This window comes from Bacillus sp. 01N45, from assembly GCF_056399205.1.
Genome location: NZ_JBFTQW010000003.1, coordinates 15,431 through 33,543, shown reverse-complemented (window position 1 = coordinate 33,543; position 18,113 = coordinate 15,431). Strand labels below are relative to the sequence as shown.

The 18,113-nt window shown below is 33.6% G+C and carries 21 protein-coding genes; 12 read left to right on the top strand and 9 right to left on the bottom strand.

The window, feature by feature from the left end:
* Positions 1-60: 60 nt before the first annotated feature.
* From AC1DMU_RS07915 to AC1DMU_RS07890, 6 genes are all read right to left on the bottom strand, one after another.
* Complete coding sequence (locus AC1DMU_RS07915) at positions 61-786, bottom strand: sulfite exporter TauE/SafE family protein (RefSeq protein WP_087985597.1); 726 nt, start codon at positions 784-786, stop codon at positions 61-63.
* Positions 787-909: 123 nt separating this feature from the next.
* The gene (locus AC1DMU_RS07910) at positions 910-2,130 is read right to left on the bottom strand and encodes an MFS transporter (RefSeq protein WP_088062757.1); all 1,221 of its coding nucleotides are present in this window, start codon (positions 2,128-2,130) and stop codon (positions 910-912) included.
* A gap of 19 nt (positions 2,131-2,149) precedes the next feature.
* Positions 2,150-2,599: an ArsR/SmtB family transcription factor gene (locus AC1DMU_RS07905; protein ID WP_000459087.1), complete on the bottom strand. Its 450-nt coding sequence runs from the start codon at positions 2,597-2,599 to the stop codon at positions 2,150-2,152.
* Positions 2,600-2,727: 128 nt separating this feature from the next.
* Entirely contained in the window at positions 2,728-3,942 is a 1,215-nt protein-coding gene (locus AC1DMU_RS07900) for an MFS transporter (protein WP_088062758.1), read from the bottom strand.
* Between the two features lie 7 nt (positions 3,943-3,949).
* Positions 3,950-4,417: a VOC family protein gene (locus tag AC1DMU_RS07895; protein WP_000589719.1), complete on the bottom strand. Its 468-nt coding sequence runs from the start codon at positions 4,415-4,417 to the stop codon at positions 3,950-3,952.
* A gap of 165 nt (positions 4,418-4,582) precedes the next feature.
* Positions 4,583-4,702 carry a YjcZ family sporulation protein gene (locus AC1DMU_RS07890; RefSeq protein ID WP_000120183.1) on the bottom strand — a complete coding sequence of 40 codons (120 nt, stop codon included), beginning with the start codon at positions 4,700-4,702 and terminating at the stop codon, positions 4,583-4,585.
* 239 nt (positions 4,703-4,941) lie between these two features.
* On the opposite strand from AC1DMU_RS07890, the gene AC1DMU_RS07885 reads away from it, so the two are divergent.
* Positions 4,942-5,160: an aspartyl-phosphate phosphatase Spo0E family protein gene (locus AC1DMU_RS07885; RefSeq protein WP_002096752.1), complete on the top strand. Its 219-nt coding sequence runs from the start codon at positions 4,942-4,944 to the stop codon at positions 5,158-5,160.
* A 54-nt stretch (positions 5,161-5,214) separates the two neighbouring features.
* Positions 5,215-5,403 carry an RNA chaperone Hfq gene (gene hfq / locus AC1DMU_RS07880; protein ID WP_088062759.1) on the top strand — a complete coding sequence of 63 codons (189 nt, stop codon included), beginning with the start codon at positions 5,215-5,217 and terminating at the stop codon, positions 5,401-5,403.
* Positions 5,404-5,428: 25 nt separating this feature from the next.
* Here hfq and AC1DMU_RS07875 read toward each other — a convergent pair whose 3' ends face one another.
* Positions 5,429-6,031: an HD domain-containing protein gene (locus AC1DMU_RS07875; protein ID WP_064476552.1), complete on the bottom strand. Its 603-nt coding sequence runs from the start codon at positions 6,029-6,031 to the stop codon at positions 5,429-5,431.
* A gap of 172 nt (positions 6,032-6,203) precedes the next feature.
* On the opposite strand from AC1DMU_RS07875, the gene AC1DMU_RS07870 reads away from it, so the two are divergent.
* The 7 genes from AC1DMU_RS07870 (at position 6,204) to AC1DMU_RS07840 (ending at position 14,326) form a co-directional block, all read left to right on the top strand.
* The gene (locus AC1DMU_RS07870; RefSeq protein WP_088062760.1) at positions 6,204-7,037 is read left to right on the top strand and encodes a flagellar motor protein MotP; all 834 of its coding nucleotides are present in this window, start codon (positions 6,204-6,206) and stop codon (positions 7,035-7,037) included.
* Positions 7,038-7,059: 22 nt separating this feature from the next.
* Entirely contained in the window at positions 7,060-7,737 is a 678-nt protein-coding gene (locus tag AC1DMU_RS07865; RefSeq protein WP_048566819.1) for an OmpA family protein, read from the top strand.
* Positions 7,738-7,887: 150 nt separating this feature from the next.
* Positions 7,888-8,256: a response regulator gene (locus AC1DMU_RS07860; RefSeq protein WP_000940570.1), complete on the top strand. Its 369-nt coding sequence runs from the start codon at positions 7,888-7,890 to the stop codon at positions 8,254-8,256.
* A gap of 129 nt (positions 8,257-8,385) precedes the next feature.
* Positions 8,386-10,389: a chemotaxis protein CheA gene (locus tag AC1DMU_RS07855; RefSeq protein ID WP_088062761.1), complete on the top strand. Its 2,004-nt coding sequence runs from the start codon at positions 8,386-8,388 to the stop codon at positions 10,387-10,389.
* 173 nt (positions 10,390-10,562) lie between these two features.
* Complete coding sequence (locus AC1DMU_RS07850) at positions 10,563-12,206, top strand: flagellar motor switch protein (RefSeq protein ID WP_088062762.1); 1,644 nt, start codon at positions 10,563-10,565, stop codon at positions 12,204-12,206.
* 29 nt (positions 12,207-12,235) lie between these two features.
* The gene (locus tag AC1DMU_RS07845; RefSeq protein WP_088062763.1) at positions 12,236-13,582 is read left to right on the top strand and encodes a transglycosylase; all 1,347 of its coding nucleotides are present in this window, start codon (positions 12,236-12,238) and stop codon (positions 13,580-13,582) included.
* Between the two features lie 27 nt (positions 13,583-13,609).
* Positions 13,610-14,326 carry a hypothetical protein gene (locus AC1DMU_RS07840; protein WP_088062764.1) on the top strand — a complete coding sequence of 239 codons (717 nt, stop codon included), beginning with the start codon at positions 13,610-13,612 and terminating at the stop codon, positions 14,324-14,326.
* A 33-nt stretch (positions 14,327-14,359) separates the two neighbouring features.
* Here AC1DMU_RS07840 and cheR read toward each other — a convergent pair whose 3' ends face one another.
* Positions 14,360-15,142, bottom strand: a complete 783-nt coding sequence (gene cheR / locus AC1DMU_RS07835; protein WP_000582890.1) for a protein-glutamate O-methyltransferase CheR — start codon at positions 15,140-15,142, stop codon at positions 14,360-14,362.
* Between the two features lie 39 nt (positions 15,143-15,181).
* Positions 15,182-15,679 carry a hypothetical protein gene (locus tag AC1DMU_RS07830; protein ID WP_001020094.1) on the bottom strand — a complete coding sequence of 166 codons (498 nt, stop codon included), beginning with the start codon at positions 15,677-15,679 and terminating at the stop codon, positions 15,182-15,184.
* A gap of 143 nt (positions 15,680-15,822) precedes the next feature.
* On the opposite strand from AC1DMU_RS07830, the gene AC1DMU_RS07825 reads away from it, so the two are divergent.
* The 3 genes from AC1DMU_RS07825 to flgK are packed head-to-tail and all read left to right on the top strand — an operon-like array spanning position 15,823 to position 18,072.
* A complete protein-coding gene (locus AC1DMU_RS07825; protein WP_000946323.1) occupies positions 15,823-16,287 on the top strand; it encodes a YaaR family protein in 465 nt (154 codons plus the stop codon).
* A 16-nt stretch (positions 16,288-16,303) separates the two neighbouring features.
* Positions 16,304-16,756: a hypothetical protein gene (locus AC1DMU_RS07820; protein ID WP_088062765.1), complete on the top strand. Its 453-nt coding sequence runs from the start codon at positions 16,304-16,306 to the stop codon at positions 16,754-16,756.
* Positions 16,757-16,773: 17 nt separating this feature from the next.
* Positions 16,774-18,072, top strand: a complete 1,299-nt coding sequence (gene flgK, locus AC1DMU_RS07815; RefSeq protein ID WP_088062766.1) for a flagellar hook-associated protein FlgK — start codon at positions 16,774-16,776, stop codon at positions 18,070-18,072.
* Positions 18,073-18,113: the final 41 nt, after the last annotated feature.

Below are 18,113 nucleotides of genomic sequence, written 5' to 3'. Positions count from 1 at the left end.
TGCCTTTTTTGGAGGAGAAAAATGAAGCAAGCTTTAATCGTTTTATCTTGAAAAACTTACTTATAATAAATGCAAACTTTCAATAAGAAGATACATACCTGTACAACTCAAAAGGATGTACGTAAATATTTTAAAAATCCGTTGATTAAGCCATTTGAAAATAATTTGACCTATATACAAACCTAGAAATACGATTGGAATAGCATATAAACTGGATTCCCAAATTGTTTTGTTTGTCCCAGTGAAGAGTATTTGGGTTAGTAGGCTAATGAAATATATAAATAGATAAAAAGCCAATGTAGTTGCTCGTAACTTCTCCTTTTTCGTATCAGTTCCTGTAAAATAAAGTAACAGTGGAGGTCCTGGCATACCGATACTTGTCGTTAAAAGACCAGATAATCCGCCAACTATGAAATCTCTAGATTTTGTTGATTGAATCTTAAAGTTGCATATTAGCATCAACGTTAATAGTAAGAGAAGGATGCTAATTGCTAATTTAAATGTGTTGATGTTAATGGAAGTGAAAATGATAATACCAAAAGGAACACCAATTATACTTCCGAAAATTAATCTTTTCAGTAGAATAAAATCAATGTCCATTCTTATTTTCCAGATGAGTGATATAGAAATAATTAATGATAAAATGATATTTATTTGTATAGCTTCTTGTGGTAGAAATAGCATGAGTAAGAAAGGTGTTGCCATAATAGAAAAGCCAAAACCTGTACTTGTTTGTAAAATAGAAGCTACTAATATAATACATATGAAAGTGAATATAATCTCCAATATAGTCCTCCTACATAATTAGGTCCAATACATATTTTAACATAAAGTGAAACTTTAATCAGTGGGGCTTACTGTCCTTTAAAACGGGAAAAAAGCGGCTAAATAGCCGCTTTTTTCTCGCATTTAATATTCCAATGATGACCCTGTAGCCTTAAAATATTTTTCTCGTGAAGGCGTCATTACCCGGATTGCTAATAAACAGGAAAGGAAAAGAATGAGTAATGAGCTGCTTATTACAGTGATTTGAACGGAAAGAAATTGTGCGGATGCCCCAATTGCTAAAATGAAAAAGATTTGGATGAAATTTTTTATGGAATCAAATACGCTATCAATACGTCCCATCATATGTACAGGGATGTTATTTTGATAAAATGTTATAAAGCCAGTACCAGCAAATGATGAAGAAATGCCAAGTAAAATGAAACCACTCGCTGCAACTATAAATGAATTTGAAAAGGCGAAAATTACATAGCCTATTGCTGTGAAAATCATACCTAATCCGATACAATGTTGAATTGGTAATCGTTTAGCAAAGAGAGAAACAAGAAATGAACCGAAAACGTAAGCAGCACCAGTTATACTAACAAGCATGCTATATTCTATATTGGATAAAAACAGTACTTGATTTGTGAATACAACTTCTTGTGAATCGAGTGCCATAGAAACAAGCATAGTGGCTTGAAATAAAACGAATATGAGAATGATGTAAGTTTCAGTTCGAGCGAATGAAAAAACTTGTTTCCAATCACTTCGTAATGTTTGTACGAAAGTATTTGCAACTTCTTCGTCTTGCTTTGTTTGTAACGTAATGTTTGGCAAGAAGTAAATGAGAATGGTAGAAAGTAGAAAGGAAAGTGAGTTGCAGTAAATTACAAAGGATGCTGAGTGCGTGGTGAGAAGTATTCCGGCAAGAGCTGGACCGATAATGAAAGCTCCGTTTGTAAATAAGCTATTCCAAGCGTTAAATTGAGCGCGTTCTTCAGCTTGTATGAGCATTGTTTTATAGGTGAATGAAGCTGGATCGAAAAATGATGTAGCGATGCGAGTTAAAAAGATAAAAATATAAATGGCCCAAATAGAATCAAATAGTGGAATACAGCCAATAAGAGTTGCCCGAATTATATCTGTGATGAGCATAATGGACCGTTTGTTTAATCGATCTACTATACTACCAGACCATATTTTTGTAACAACGGTGGCAATTGGACCTACAATCCATAATCCTGCTACAGCAGCAGGGGAGTTTGTACTATTTAACACCATTAAGTTTAGGGCGATGAGATACATAAAATCACCTAAACGAGAAATTCCTGTTCCCGACAATAATAATAATTTATTTTTCATAAGCAGTTGGACCTTTCTTTCATTGTTTTTTAATCCTGCAGGAAATAGCGTATTCCTCTTCGGAGTTTGATTGACGAGCGGTTTTGTTTTCCCAGCGTAATAAAACTTGTGTAACTTCCCAAGTAAGCTGTTGTAATTCCTCTGGAGTTAAGAATAAATGAGATACAATATGACTGCCTGTATTCGTTCCTTCTGTGCCGCTTTCTTCAATATAGAAATGAGCAGATTTTGCCTTGTAATATTTTTCAATAATTCCTCGTTTTTCTTTCGTGTCTACTAATTCAAGTAACCCTCCATCATATAAAATTTGAACGTGATAATGAACGCTACCAGCAGATTTATTTAGTTTAGTAGCTACTTGTTTTGCAGTGAGTGCCTCGTCTTTTAAAAGGTGAAGAATTTGAATGCGAGTTGCATTAGAAATGAGCTTCTGCTGCTCAGCTGAAATAGTAAGTCTATCGTCAAACATTATGATATCTCCTTTCTGATGATCTAAATTTATTGTACATTCTAAAAAATTAGAACATAAGGAAAATAAATCGCCTTTTTCCTTTATATTTCGACATAAAGAAAAATAGCATGTACATAAACATGCTATTAAGTGTTAGTAGATTCTTCAATCAGTTTCCCGCGATAAAACAGGTAAAGCCATATAAAACTAACAAAAATACAGCATAGAGCTAATAGGCTACCAATAATTTGCGGAGAAAGAATTTCTAAAAGCGCTCCTGTAAAAAACATGGATAACTGAATAAGAGATCCGTAAATGGAATAATGGAATGAAAAAACTTTACCCATCATATTTTCCTTCGTATAAGTTTGAAGTAATGTCGTATCAAGTGGAACGATAATTCCTCCTGCTATGCGCATACAAAGCAATGTAATGATACCGATAATAAGTTGATCGGACAAAATGAATCCGAGAAAGAAAATTCCTTGTAGGAAATAGGCCCAACCGAATGCTTTTTTCATTTTTTCTTCATTTTTAGATATATAAAGGTTAACGAGGAGGCTTCCAATCATAAGCCCAGCCCCTTGAATCGTATATAAAATTCCAATGTTGGTGTGGAAAATCTTTTCGGCATAGATCGTTAGAAGTAGCTGATAAGCGCCTCCAATAATACCCCATGAAATGCCGACAAGAATTAACGTTAAAATGATTTTTGTTTGTAATATGTATGTGTAACCATCTTTTATATCAGTAAAAAATGCTTTTTTCTTGTTACAAGTATCATGAGAAGGGACATTCATAGTATAAATAAAATAGGCTGAAATAAAGTATGACAGGCTATTTACTAAAAAAGCGAACTCAATATGTAAAGATTGTGCAATTATCCCGCCCAAAGAAGCACCCATAATAGACATAAAACCATTAATTGTACTAGAAAGAGAGTTAGCAGTTACGAAATGATTTTGGTGTACGATATTTTTTAAGGTTGCTTGTTTAGCTGGTTCAAATAAACAAGAAAGTACGGATAAACATATATTAGAAATGAAAATAATCTCAATTTTATATAATGCAAATAAGTAAGTGAGGACGATCATGCCTCGTAAAAAATCGGTAAAAATCAGAATCTTCTTTTTAGAAAAACGATCTACAACTCCGCCTATAAAAGGGCTAAGAAGTAGCTGTGGTAAGCCTTTACTTATAAAAGTGAGTGCAATCATAAATGGCGATTCCGTTAGGCTATAGACGAATGTTACTAAAGCTACAGTATGAAACCAATCTCCAAGTACACTTAATGTTTGACCGTAAAATAGTTTTTTGAAGTTACTATTTGTTTTAAGAAGTGCGGAATAAGAAACTGACATAAAAAGATTAATCCTTATGTAATGATGATGCTTGAACTTGTTTTTTCCACTCGCTTAAATACACTTTCTCCGCTGTAGGAAGTCCAACAGGTAATTGTGCGATCAATTCTAAACTATTTCCGTCAGGATCATTAAAGTATACGGCGGCATGTGCTAATTCTGGAAAAACAATCGGCTCAATTGGTTCCATTCCAAAATCTTTTCTTGCTGAAATTCCTTTTTGGTTTAGCCAGTGTATTGCATTTTCTAAATCATGTAAGCTTACTTGAAAGGCGATGTGTCGTAAAGAAGGGTGATAATTAACTTTGTATTCTGTGCCTTCCCAAAGACCGAGCCAACTTTCGTTTTCTTTAATCCAAAAGAAAGCAATATCATCTCCTCTTTTATATAATTTCAGTCCAAGTGATTCATAAAAAGATATTGATATCTCTAAGTTACTGACAGGTAAGTGTGCTTCGTAAAGACCTTTAATCATTGTAATCCTCCTTAGTAAAACATTTCTTATTTCATAGTAAACGTTTTTTTATTAGTTGAAATCACAAAAAAGAGGGATATCACTTCATACGAAAGTATGAAAAAACAGCTCGAATATGAGCTGTTTTCGTATAGTTTTTCGTTCATTTGTTAAGGATAGGATATATTAGTATCCGTATCCGCCGCCACCCCAGCAGCTACATCCGATGATGATTAGAAGGATGAATAGTACGATAAGCAAAGCAAATCCACCGCCGAAACCAGAGCAACTTCCACCATAGCTCATATGTTTTCCTCCTTTTGAGTAAGTTAATCTATATAATTCATGGACTACTATATACAGTATGTTTTTTGTATGGAAAAGGAGCCAGTCTCTTTTGTAATTAGACAAACGCCTGTATGGTTATTTTGATTGTATATTGTGCTAGGGGTATGTGAAGAAATCATTATATATTTTGCAATTTGTTCATAAAAAAATATAAAAATTGTAAAAAAAACCATTTTTATATTTTTTTATGAGAGGATTTGTACTATAATTTTACAAGTAATATTATGGGAAAAGGGAGTTTTAGTAAAGAGATGGAGATGGGAAAATTACACAATAAAATAGAAAACAAAAAGAAAGAGCTAATCCAACTTGTTGCTAGACACGGATTGGATCATGATAAAGTTTTGTTATTTAGCCGAGATTTAGATATACTTATTAATAAGTTTATGAATGTAAAAGATAAAGTACACAAATAAATAATTTGTAGTTTTTTATATTAAGATATTTTGTAAAAAAGGAGAGAAAAGTATTTGGAACATTTACAAGAAGAGTTATATAAACAAATAAAAGAAGAAAAAGGTATTATTACAATTTTTTTAAAGAGTGGCGTTAGAATAGTAGGAGAAGTTGTTGCGATAGACAAATTTACCGTTTTAATGTTAGTTGATGGAAAACAACAGCTTATATACAAGCAGGCTATATCAACGATAATAAAATAAGACACTCATATTGAGTGTCTTTTCATTATCGTTTGCAAGCTTCCACATCAATGCCAGCAGCTAGTAATTTCTTTTCGCCATCTTGTTCAATCATTTTTTGTAATTTAGATAGGAAAGAATCAAAGTTTGTATGCTTTGCTACTTGGAATGTCATTTTATGCTCAATTGGTAGCCACGTATCAATATCAGCTTCGTTATGCTGAATTTTCACCTCAAGCTTATCAAGTGCGTTAGCTACTTTTGCCTCGTACGTTTCTTTCGCTTCAAACTCCATCCATAAATCATATAATTCCTCACCGAGAGAACCTTTTAATGTTCGTTTAATATTTAAAATGGCTTCTTGCTCATTTATTTGTTTTTGTAATTGTAATTCATGACTATTCATTGTATCAAAAGCAGGAATATCACCAGCTTCAGCTTCGACTAGGTCGTGAATAATAACCATTTTAAGTAATTTTTCAATATTTACTTTTTGATCTAAATAAGGCTCAACTAAAATGGCCATTAGAGACATGCGCCACGTATGTTCAGCAACACTTTCTTGACGTCCGTTAGAAAGCCAGCTATGTCGCATTTCATATTTTAATTTTTCTGCTAGTGCAATGACTTGTAAAATGTTATGTTCCATCGTAATCCTCCTCATATTTCCATACTATAATTCTAATATGGAAATGAAATGTGTCAATTTTATGAGTATATTGCGATAAACAGATGATAAGCGTATAATACTTATTATATGTGAAAACGCATTATTAAAATAAAAAAATGTTTTATAAAAATGAAAAGGAAAGGGCAGGAATATGGGAGAAGAAAATCAAGGATTTGCTAGACCACAAAGAAGAAAAAGGAAGTTTGACATTTCTAGCCCAGTCGGCATTATAGTAGGTTTTGCTATAGTGATAGCGGCAATTATGATTGGCGGCGGCGGAATAAAAGCTTTTAAAAACTTTTTAGATATTTCATCTATTTTAATTGTCATAGGGGGAACTACAGCGACAATTGTTGTGGCATATCGATTTGGAGAAATAAAAAAATATACGAAAAGCATTTTTACTGTTTTACATAGAAAAGAAGAAAATTTAGAACAGTTAACGGATTTATTTGTTGATTTTTCGAAAAAGTCTAAAAAACACGGCCTACTTTCTTTAGAAGTTGATGGAGAGCAAGTAGACAATCCTTTTATTCAAAAAGGAATTCGATTAATGTTAAGTGGTTACGATGAAGATGAATTAAAAGAAGTGTTAATGAAAGATGTTGAAACGGAAGTGTATGAGTTAAGAAAAGGGGCAGCATTATTAGATAAAATTGGCGATTTCGCTCCAGCTTGGGGCATGATAGGGACTTTAATCGGTCTTATCATTATGCTTCAAAACTTGCAAGACACATCGCAAATTGGTACAGGGATGGCAGTTGCGATGTTAACGACATTGTATGGGTCAGTACTTGCAAATATGATTGCAATCCCTCTTGCTGAAAAGGTGTATCGTGGTATTGAAGATTTATATACAGAGAAGAAGTTTGTTATTGAAGCGATTTCAGAATTATATCGCGGTCAAATTCCTTCTAAATTAAAGTTGAAACTCGATACATATGTATACGAAACAAAGATAAAAAAAGTAAAACGAGCAGCCTAATATTTCAAGGAGTGGTATGGTTATGATGCAACGACCGCAAAAGGGATCGCCTCGTTGGATGACGACTTTTACAGATTTAACAATGTTATTATTAACTTTCTTTGTATTACTAGTTGCTACATCAAAGCAGGATGCAGTAAAATTGTCAAAGATGCTTGAAAAGTTTAGTGACGTGGAGCAAGTAGATGCAAAAGTAATGGGAAATACAATACCAGATATTTCACATGAAAAAAATGATGAAAAAATGGTCTCTAAAAAGAGAATGGACGAATTATATAAAAAGTTAAAAGCATATGTAGATAATAACGGTATTAGTCAAGTGAATGTATATCGAGAGGATACGGGAGTAAGCGTCGTTATAGTAGATAATTTAATATTTGATACGGGTGACGCGAACGTTAAACCGGAAGCGAAAGAGATAATAAGTCAATTAGTTGGGTTTTTCCAATCAGTACCAAATCCGATTGTTGTTGAAGGGCATACAGATAGTAGACCTATTCATAATGACAAATTCCCTTCTAACTGGGAGCTGTCTTCAGCAAGAGCAGCAAATATGATTCACCACTTAATCGAAGTGTATAATGTGGATGATAAAAGGCTAGCTGCGGTAGGATATGCAGACACAAAGCCAGTTGTACCAAATGATTCACCGCAAAATTGGGAGAAAAACCGTCGCGTTGTCATTTACATAAAAGAATAGTATATTATCATTTTAATAATAAAATAATGAAAATACGAAAATTCTTTTAAAAAAATATTAAATTTTATCATTTTATTTTGTATAATGAGTGAGAATGATAAGGTGAAATATTAAGATATATTTATACATAGAAGGAGAGAATTAAAAAGAATGGCACATAAAATTTTAGTTGTAGACGATGCGATGTTCATGCGAACGATGATTAAAAACTTATTAAAAAGTAATTCTGAATTTGAAATTATTGGTGAAGCAGAGAATGGAGTAGAAGCAATTCAGAAGTTTAAAGAACTTCAACCGGATATTGTAACATTAGATATTACTATGCCAGAAATGGACGGACTTGAAGCGTTAAAAGAAATTATTAAAATTGATTCAAGTGCAAAAGTTGTTATTTGTTCTGCAATGGGACAACAAGGTATGGTATTAGATGCAATTAAGGGTGGAGCAAAAGACTTTATTGTAAAGCCGTTCCAAGCGGATCGAGTAATTGAAGCTTTAACAAAAGTAGCAAACAGCTAATATAGAAGGGGTGCCACAAGGAATCTAAACATTGATAGCGGATATGCGTGTGGCCCCCTTTTTTCTTGCTTTAAAACACTAAATTGTTATACATAAATGAAATGTTTGTTAGACAGGTAGGGGATGAAAATGCAAACAGATCTATTAAATATATTTTTTGAGGAATCAGAAGAACATTTACAGTCGCTAAATGAAAATGTGCTAATTTTAGAACAGAATCCTGCTGATATGAGTGTAGTAGGAGAAATATTCCGCTCAGCCCATACATTTAAAGGTATGTCAGCGAGTATGGAATTTACGGAAATGGCGGATTTAACGCATAAAATGGAAAACGTTTTAGATGAAATTCGTCATGGGAATATAGTTGTAAATGCAGAGATTATTGATGTGATTTTTGAGTGCATTGATAATTTAGAGAAGATGGTTGCAGATGTGCAACAAGGCGGAATGGGCGATATTGATGTAATTACAACTAAGCAGAAATTAGAAGCATTATTGAATGGCAATGTAGAAACTCCTGCGGAATATATTGAGCAAGAACCTATAAATAATGATGATGCAGTTTCGCATGAAGTGCATATAACTGTTGAGCAACATGCTATTTTAAAAGCAGTACGTGCAATTATGTGTATTGAAGCACTGCAAAATGTAGGTAATGTACAAAAAACAGTTCCAAGTATTGAAGAAATTGAAGCAGATGCTTTCGGGTTTGAGTTCACAGTATTTATGGATACTGATCAAAGTGAAGAAGAATTAAAACAAGTAGTGCTTCATGTTTCTGAAATTGAGAAAGTAGAAGTGAAGCAAGGACATACATTAAAAGAAGTAGTCTCGAAAGAATTGGGTACACAAGAAGCTATGCAGGAAGATTTACAAGCGGCTACTCATGTGGAATCAACTAAAGAAGTTTCGAAGCAATCTGCTAATGCTACACCTGCTAAAAGCGCTGCAAAAACGAAAAATGGTAAAGTGGAAAATCGTTCCATACGTGTTCAATTAGAAAAAATTGAAAGATTAATGAACATGTTTGAAGAAAGTGTAATTGAGCGTGGTCGTATAGATGAATTGGCACAAGCAATTCAAAACAAGGAATTAATTGAGCATTTAAATCGATTAGGCGATATTTCAAAAGATATTCAAAATGTACTACTAAACATGCGTATGGTACCAATTGAAACGGTATTCAATCGTTTCCCCCGTATGGTACGTATGTTAGCGAAAGATTTAGGGAAGAAAATCGATTTACAAATTACAGGTGAAGACACCGAAGTTGATAAAATTGTTATTGATGAAATCGGTGATCCACTCGTCCATTTAATTCGTAATGCAATTGATCACGGTGTTGAAACTGTTGAACAACGTCGTGATGCAGGGAAAAATGAGACAGGTACGATTAAATTAGAAGCGTTTCATAGTGGAAATCATGTCGTTATTCAAATTACGGATGATGGAAATGGAATTCATAAAGGGAAAGTATTAGAAAAAGCGATTAAAAATGGTGTTGTAACAGAATCTGAGGCAAATAAATTAACGGATCGTGAAGTATTTGATTTGATCTTCCAACCAGGATTTAGTACAGCTGAAGTTGTATCCGACCTTTCTGGGCGTGGCGTTGGATTAGATGTAGTGAAACATACGATCCATAGTTTAGGTGGACATTTAATTATTGATTCTGAAGAAGGAAAAGGTAGTACATTTAGAATTGAACTGCCATTAACGTTGTCCATTATTCAATCTATGCTTGTTCAAACGAATGATAAACGTTATGCTTTCCCTCTTGGTAATATTGTTGAAGCAATTCGGATTAAGAGAGAAGACATCCAATCCTTACAAGGAAAAGATGTGTTAAATTACCGTAATCAAATTATTGAAGTGAAGCATTTAAGTACTGTATTTGGTGAGAAAACAGTAGATGAGGCGTTTGCGTCATATGATGGTCAAATGGTTCCTGTGTTAATTGTTCGTAATACACATCGCAGCTATGGACTTATTGTAAACACAATTATCGGTCAAAGAGAAATCGTCTTAAAGTCATTAGGTGACTTCTTTGCAGAGAGTTCTAATTATTTCTCTGGTGCGACAATTCTCGGTGATGGACGAGTGGTCCTCATTTTAAACCCAGAAGGTTTATAATAGGAATGAAGGAAAGCTCCCCACTTGTATACAATTGGGGAGCTTTTTGGTTAATCGTTACTAATCTGAAAATGGGAATAAATACATATTAACGTTTTATATAATAAGTTTGTTAAAATAAAATGAGAGTTTATATCATTTGATAGAAAAACAGAAATGAGGAGGCAGAGAAAATGCCTGAGCAACATACAAAAGGGGATACGAGCACAATTGTGCTAGAAAAAGAAAATGAGCATTTAACGCCTCAAGAATGCGATATTCTTGGCGAAATTGCAAATATATCATTTGGTTCAGCTTCGACTGTATTATCAACAATCTTAAATAGGCAAGTAAGTATTACTGCTCCTCGCATAGAATTGGTAGATTTATATGATTCAAGCGACGTCGAAGTTCCACACGTTGTATTAAACATTCATTTTACAAAAGGATTAGATATGGAAAACCTTCTTGTCCTTAAGCAAGATGTTGCATTATCCATTGCTGATTTAATGATGATGGGAACAGGTGAAGTGGAAGACGGAAAAGAACTTGGTGAATTAGAGCTAAGTGCTGTACAAGAAGCGATGAATCAAATGATGGGGTTCGCAGCTACATCTATGTCAGAATTCTTTCAAGATACAGTAGATATGTCTCCGCCGACAATTAAAGTTGTAAAGTTATCAGAAGAAATGGAGAAAATTTCTGAGATTGATGGGAATCAAACGATTGTTAAAGTATCGTTTGATTTAAAGATAGATAATCTTGTAAACTCTAAACTTGTGCAAATTGTTTCAGTTGAACATGCGAAACGAATGGTAAATAAATTAATGCAATTATCTGGTGGAGTAGAAGAAAAAGATGAGCCAGCAGAAATAGTGGAAACTGAGATTGTAGAAGAACAAGTTGAAAAAGAGCATTTAACACAAGAAGAGAAAGATGTCCTTGGTGAAATTGCAAATATTTCAATTGGTTCAGCTTCAACAGTATTGTCAACACTATTAAATCAGCCAGTTACAATTAGTACGCCCAATGTAGAATCAATCAATGTTCGTCATTATGACGGAGTACCAGTCCCGTTTGTTATTTTAAATGTTGATTTTGTTGAAGGGCTAAAGAATGAAAATGTATTCGTATTTACGAAAGATGTCGCTTTAACAATGGTAGATTTAATGATGATGGGAACAGGGGAAGTTGATCCAGAGAAGGAGCTTAGTGAATTAGAACTGAGCGGTATTAAAGAAATCATGAACCAAATGATGGGGCATGCTGCGACGGCGATGTCAGAAATGTTTCAAGAAAAAATGGACATGACACCACCAAATGTTAAATTCGTAACGTTAAAAGAAGAAATGGAATATTTGGGAGAGTCAATGAAAGTGGACGAACTCGTCCAAATTACGTTCAACCTTGAAATTGGCGACCTGCTTCAATCGAAAATGTATCAAATTTTACCGATTTCAGAAGCGAAAGAAATGGTAAGAAGACTTCTATATCCAATGGTGGAAGAGGAAGAAGAGATTGTTACGGAAGAAATTGAAGAAGAAAAAATTGTAGAACCTGTTGTGCAAACTATTGAATTTAAAGAAGTAAAACAAATGGAACCAGTATACATGGACACATCCATCTTACAAAATGTAGAAATGAATGTGAAATTTGTATTTGGAAGCACAGTGAAAACAATTCAAGATATTTTAAGTTTACAAGAGAATGAAGCGGTTGTACTAGATGAGGATATTGACGAGCCAATTCGTATTTATGTAAATGATGTATTGGTGGCGTATGGTGAACTTGTAAATGTAGATGGATTTTTCGGAGTAAAAGTGACGAAATCGCTATAAGTCGTTGAAATAGGAGTTTGAGCTAGTAGATGAAAAACGTAAAGTTTTTTCTAATGAGCTGGTTATTCATAAATGTGTGTTTGTTCTTCCCTCTGCAAAGTCAGGCGGAAGAACAAATTGAGCCAGATCAAAAACTAAATGAAATGAATGTACAAGAAGAAAACAAAGAAGTTCAAGAGCAGCCAGAGCAAGTGGAAGTGAATCAAGGTAAAGAGGAACAACAAGAAGTAGTAAATGAACAAGAGGTCGAAAAAAAGATAGAGACGGATCAAGGGGTTATTACAGTAAATAAGTCGGAATTAAAAGTTGGCGAAGAAGTGCGAGTTATTGTAGAGCCGAAAGAGCAAAATGTTCAAAGTATAAAAGGTATTTTGCGCTTGCCAAAAAACGGCGATCAGTATGAACAAGAAAGAATGCTATCGTTTAAGTATGAAGAGGAAACAAAGCGATGGATTGCTAACTACAAGGTCGAAACTTTTGATTTGCAAGGTGATTGGAATCTTCAGCTCATTCAAAGTTCTAAAGAAACTGAGAAAGAAGAGCTTATAGAAAATGAAGTGAAAGTCCCATTTATTCGTATAAATAATGACACGCCAACAATAGATAAAGAACTGCCGAAGTTGCATAAAGTTACTGTTGACGAGGCGGAAGAGAAGCTAATTGAACGGAAACAAGGCGATTCTATACGTGTGCGAGTGAAGGCGACAGACGGAGAATCAGTTGTGAAAGAGGTTCGTGTTACATTAAAAGGGAAAGAAAATAAAGAGATTACATTTTTATTAGATTACAATAAGCGCGACATGGATTGGCAAAAAGTATTTGAAATAACGGATGCGTTGCCAATCGGGACATACGAAATACTTGTAGAGATAGTGGATGCGGCCGGCAATAAACTGGTTGAAGAAAGTGAGTATATCGTTTCTATTTTGGAGCAAAAACCAGAAGATAATAAAAAGGTAGAAGAACGAGAGAATGAAGATAAATTAGAAGATAAGAAAGAAACTGAGAAGCAGGAAGACTCGAAAGTAGAAATCCCGCTTCCAGAAGAAAAACCGCCAGTTGTTCAAATTCCGAAGCAAGAAGAGAAAGTAAACGATCTTATAAAAGAGCCGCTGAAAGAGAAAGAAGAAATTACTTACTTTATAAAAGAGCCGTTGGAAAATCATAAGGAAGTAAGTGATGGAAAGGCTCAAAAAGAGAACAAAAGTAGAAATGACAATGGAGTCGTTTCGAAAAAGAAAGAACAAATAGAAGAACCGCAAAAGAAAAAAGAAGACAGTAGCGAACAAGGAATACAAGCTTCTAATGTATTTGCTATCATGTCAGGTTTATTCGTATTGTTTTTAGTTTTAAAAAGTAATAAAGAATGGGGCTAATAATTTCATAGTAGTGGAGGCGCTTAGATGGAGATTAAACGTACGACAATTGAAAATAAGACGCTACAACCATTAAAACAGCCTGCAGCTATTTCGGAACATGAAATCCAGAAAGAACGAAAGCATAGTAATCTAGTGTTTACTGGACAGTCTAAGATTATTTCGAGAAATAATGAAATAGGGATTTTACTTGCGAGTTTAGGTGATGGAAAGGTTATGAAGGAAATGCTTTCTAAAGAGATGGATACAGTATTACAACTCTTTAAAAAGTTACATACGTTATCTGGTGAAGGAAAGCAAACAGAAAAAGTATTTGAACAAGTAATGAGAAGTTTACAAGGGCTTGTTAAACAGGCGCATATAAAAGAACTTCCTTTGTTAGATGGAACGTATGATTTCGCAGAAGTACAACTATCATTTGGTAGAAAGGTACATATTCCGTTATTAGATGTAAGTGCACTCATTTCTAGAGTGGAAAGTGATTCTTCAGAAGGAAATATAAATTTAATGGTAACGGTTATTACTGCTTACATAACGAAATTGTCTAACGAAACTATTTTAATTAGCGTTACAGATCGCACAGCTAAAGAGCGGGATGTAAGTGTATGGAGAGCGCTCGCAGAAATGAATATGACACAATTATCACAGGCCCTGAAACAAACGATGCAAGAACATAAATGGTCTATGGCATTTCTTTTTCTCTTTGTATGGATTGTTGCTATTATTTTAATTCGAGTTATATAAAAAGGTCGTCACTTTACATTGTGACGACCTCTTTTATATTTTTTCGTAGAAGAATGTATCAAATCTCTGAAGATTATAACGTTCAGGTGTTAAAATTTGTTCGGTACTACCAACAAATAGTACGCCGCCTTTTCGTAAAGAACGACTAAACTTTTCATAAAGTTTTACCCTTGCTTCTTCAGTAAAGTATATCATTACGTTGCGACAAATGATTAAATCGTAATTTGTATCGAACGACTGCATTAACAGGTCGTGTTGTTTGAACGTGACGTTTTGCTTAATATTTTGATGTAATGAATATATATCATTTTCTTTTGTGAAATGACGCTCTTTCAAATCGATAGGTAATTCTTTTAAAGAACGTTCTGTATATTGACCGCGTTTTGCAGTTTCTAAAATGTGAAAATCAAGATCTGTTGCTTGTATTTCAAAACGAAATGGAGCTAGATGCTTCGATAAAATCAAAGAGAGTGTATATGGTTCTTCACCGGCAGCGCAAGCGGCACTCCATACTTTTAATTTTCCGTTATTTTGTTCAAGTAATTTTGGTAGTGCTTTCGTCTCTAACGTTTGCCAACGTTCTTTATTTCTAAAAAATTCTGAAACGTTAATTGTAATATAGTCAATAAAACTTAAAAATAAATTTTGATCGGTACGTAAATTGCTTAGAAAACTAGTGTAGTTCTCAAAGCCCTTTCTCGAAATAAAAGCATCGATTCTACGACGCATTCTATCTTGTTTATATGAAGCGATATCCATATTGAATTGTTGTTTAAAACTCGCGATAAAATGATCATAATCTTGTTCAATTATCATATTTATAATAGGCACAATAACGATATTGTGCCTCCCCCTTTACATCATACGGATTTTTTGTTCAAAGTTTTTTTTCATCTGTTTTTCATGTAAACCTGGTAAATCATAAATAACAGCATCAATTCCTGCTTCTTTTGCAACGTCAACGGGAATGACAGAAGTATGCTTGTCCCCATTATAAAAACAGAGAACTAAATCGGTATCTTCGATTATTTGTTTTACAAAAAACATATAATCTGATCGGTAAATGGAGTCGGAAGGATGATCAAAAGCGACATACTCGGCTCCGTGTTTTTTTAAGTAATCAACGACCTCTTGAAATTCATCTGTTAATGCTTGTAACGGCTGTAGCGTGTAAAGGCATAAATTTTGAGCGAGTCTTTCGTTTTCGATGAAAAAACGAAGAATCTCATTTTCGATAGATTTATAACATAATATGTAAATTTTATGTTTGTGAGCATAGTCAGTTAAAAATTTTTTTATTTCTTCTTGATCTAATGCTGTTAATTGATTTGAACCACAAAGAAAAATATTCATAGATTTGTGCCACCTCATGCTAAATTGTAACATATCTTTTATAAAAAATAACTGCAAAATATTAGTGTTCAGAGTATAATTATAAATAACTGGATTTTACGATTAAGTTTAGGAAGAAATAAAAAAATAAATAGGTGATATATATGCTGCGTTCGATCTCGCATAATCCAATTTTATCGCATATACCGCCTGCTACTCAAATGCCGAAAGAAGCAAATGTCAGGACAGGACTTGCATTTTCGGATAATTTGCATGCAGATCCGAAAAAAGATAAATTGCTAGAACAAATGGAAGCATTTGTCGATAACATTGGAGAAATTAAAGAGAAAATTGAAATGGAATTAACGCTTGATAATGTAATGGAATACAAAAATACAGTAAAATCATTTTTGAATTTTTACGTAGATAATGTATTGCAATATAAAGATGTCATGTCTCGTCATCCGCGTTACGGATATTCACAGAAAATGACGATTGTGAAACAGGCGGAAATGGGATTAAATGAGTTAGAAGATGTTATGAACTTAATTAATACGAAAACAGGACATTTAGAAATGTTAAATCAAATTGGAGAAATCCACGGTTTAATTGTAAATTTAGTCTTGTAAAAGGGAAGGAAGCTATATGTACATACAATTATATGAAAAGCTCGTTATTATTCAAAAAGCATATGAAAACATTCAAATACTTGGAGAACAAATATATGAGAATTTAAAACATAAAAATGTAAATGCAGTTCAAAAGTTACAAGTAGAGCAATTGCAGTACATTGATGGTTTAAAAAAGTTATCAAGTTCATTTGAAGAAATGGTTGCTCAGTTTTGTAAAGAACAGGGAGTGGAAGCATTTCGCGTAAGTGCGTTATTTTCGTATTTTTCTCATGAAGAAATTGAAAAAATGGAAGAATTACAAAAAAACCTAACAGAATTAGAAGAGAATGTAAAAATGATTCTTTTGAAAAATCAATATTACTTAAACGTACTATTAAAAACTACAGAAAGTATTGTGGATTCCGTTTCTGAATATAATTTAGAGCGAAACAATAATTCACAAATCTTTATGAACGAACTATTGTAAAGGGGAAGTGAAACATTATGAGACTATCTGATTATAATACGCCGTTATCGGGTTTGTTAGCGGCACAAATGGGATTACAAACGACGAAACAAAATTTATCAAACATTCATACGCCTGGTTATGTGCGTCAAATGGTGAATTACGGATCGGCTGGAGCAAGTCAGGGCTATTCACCGGAACAAAAAATAGGTTACGGTGTACAAACGTTAGGCATTGACCGTATTACAGATGAAGTGAAGACGAAACAGTTTAACGATCAATTATCTCAACTCTCTTACTATAACTACATGAATTCGACTTTATCACGTGTAGAATCTATGGTTGGAACGACAGGAAAGAATTCATTATCTAGTTTAATGGATGGCTTCTTTAATGCCTTTCGTGAAGTTGCAAAAAATCCAGAACAACCAAATTACTACGATACATTAATTTCTGAAACTGGGAAGTTTACAAGTCAAGTAAATCGTCTAGCGAAAGGCTTAGATACAGCAGAAGCACAAACGACAGAAGATATTGAAGCGCATGTAAATGAATTTAATCGTCTTGCTGGCAGCTTAGCGGAAGCGAATAAAAAAATTGGACAAGCAGGTACACAAGTGCCAAATCAACTTTTGGATGAACGTGATCGTATCATTACAGAAATGTCTAAGTATGCAAATATAGAAGTGTCTTATGAATCTATGAATCCTAATATCGCGAGTGTTAGAATGAATGGTGTTTTAACAGTAAATGGACAAGATACATATCCACTTCAATTAAATAAAGAAAAAGAACCAATGACTGCTGAAATTTACGGTTCGGAAATTCCTTTAACTAGTGGAGCAATCCAATCAGCGATCGATACGAAAGCGAAGATTGCTAGTTATAAGAAAAACCTTGAAGAATTAATGATTTCTGTAAAGAATGAAGTGAACACAGAAATGGGAAAAGAGTTCTTTGTGGAAGATCAAGCGAAAGATATGAAATTAAACCCTGAATTTGCAAAAGATGTTTCGAAAATGAAAATATCTGCTGAAACAGCAAATAACCTAGCAGCAATTACGAATGATGATTATAAAGAAGGACTTACATATAAACAAGCATTAGACCAATTTATAGTTGGTGTAGCATCTGATAAAAGTGCAGTGAATGCTTATCAAAAAATCCATGGGGATTTATTAGAGGGAATTCAGCAAGAAAAGATGGGTGTTGAAGGCGTTAATATGGAAGAGGAAATGGTTAATTTAATGGCCTTCCAAAAATATTTCGTCGCAAACTCTAAAGCTATTACGACGATGAATGAAGTGTTTGATAGCCTATTTTCGATTATTCGATAAGTGATAGTAGTTGATTGGAAATATATAAGGAGGAGATAAAA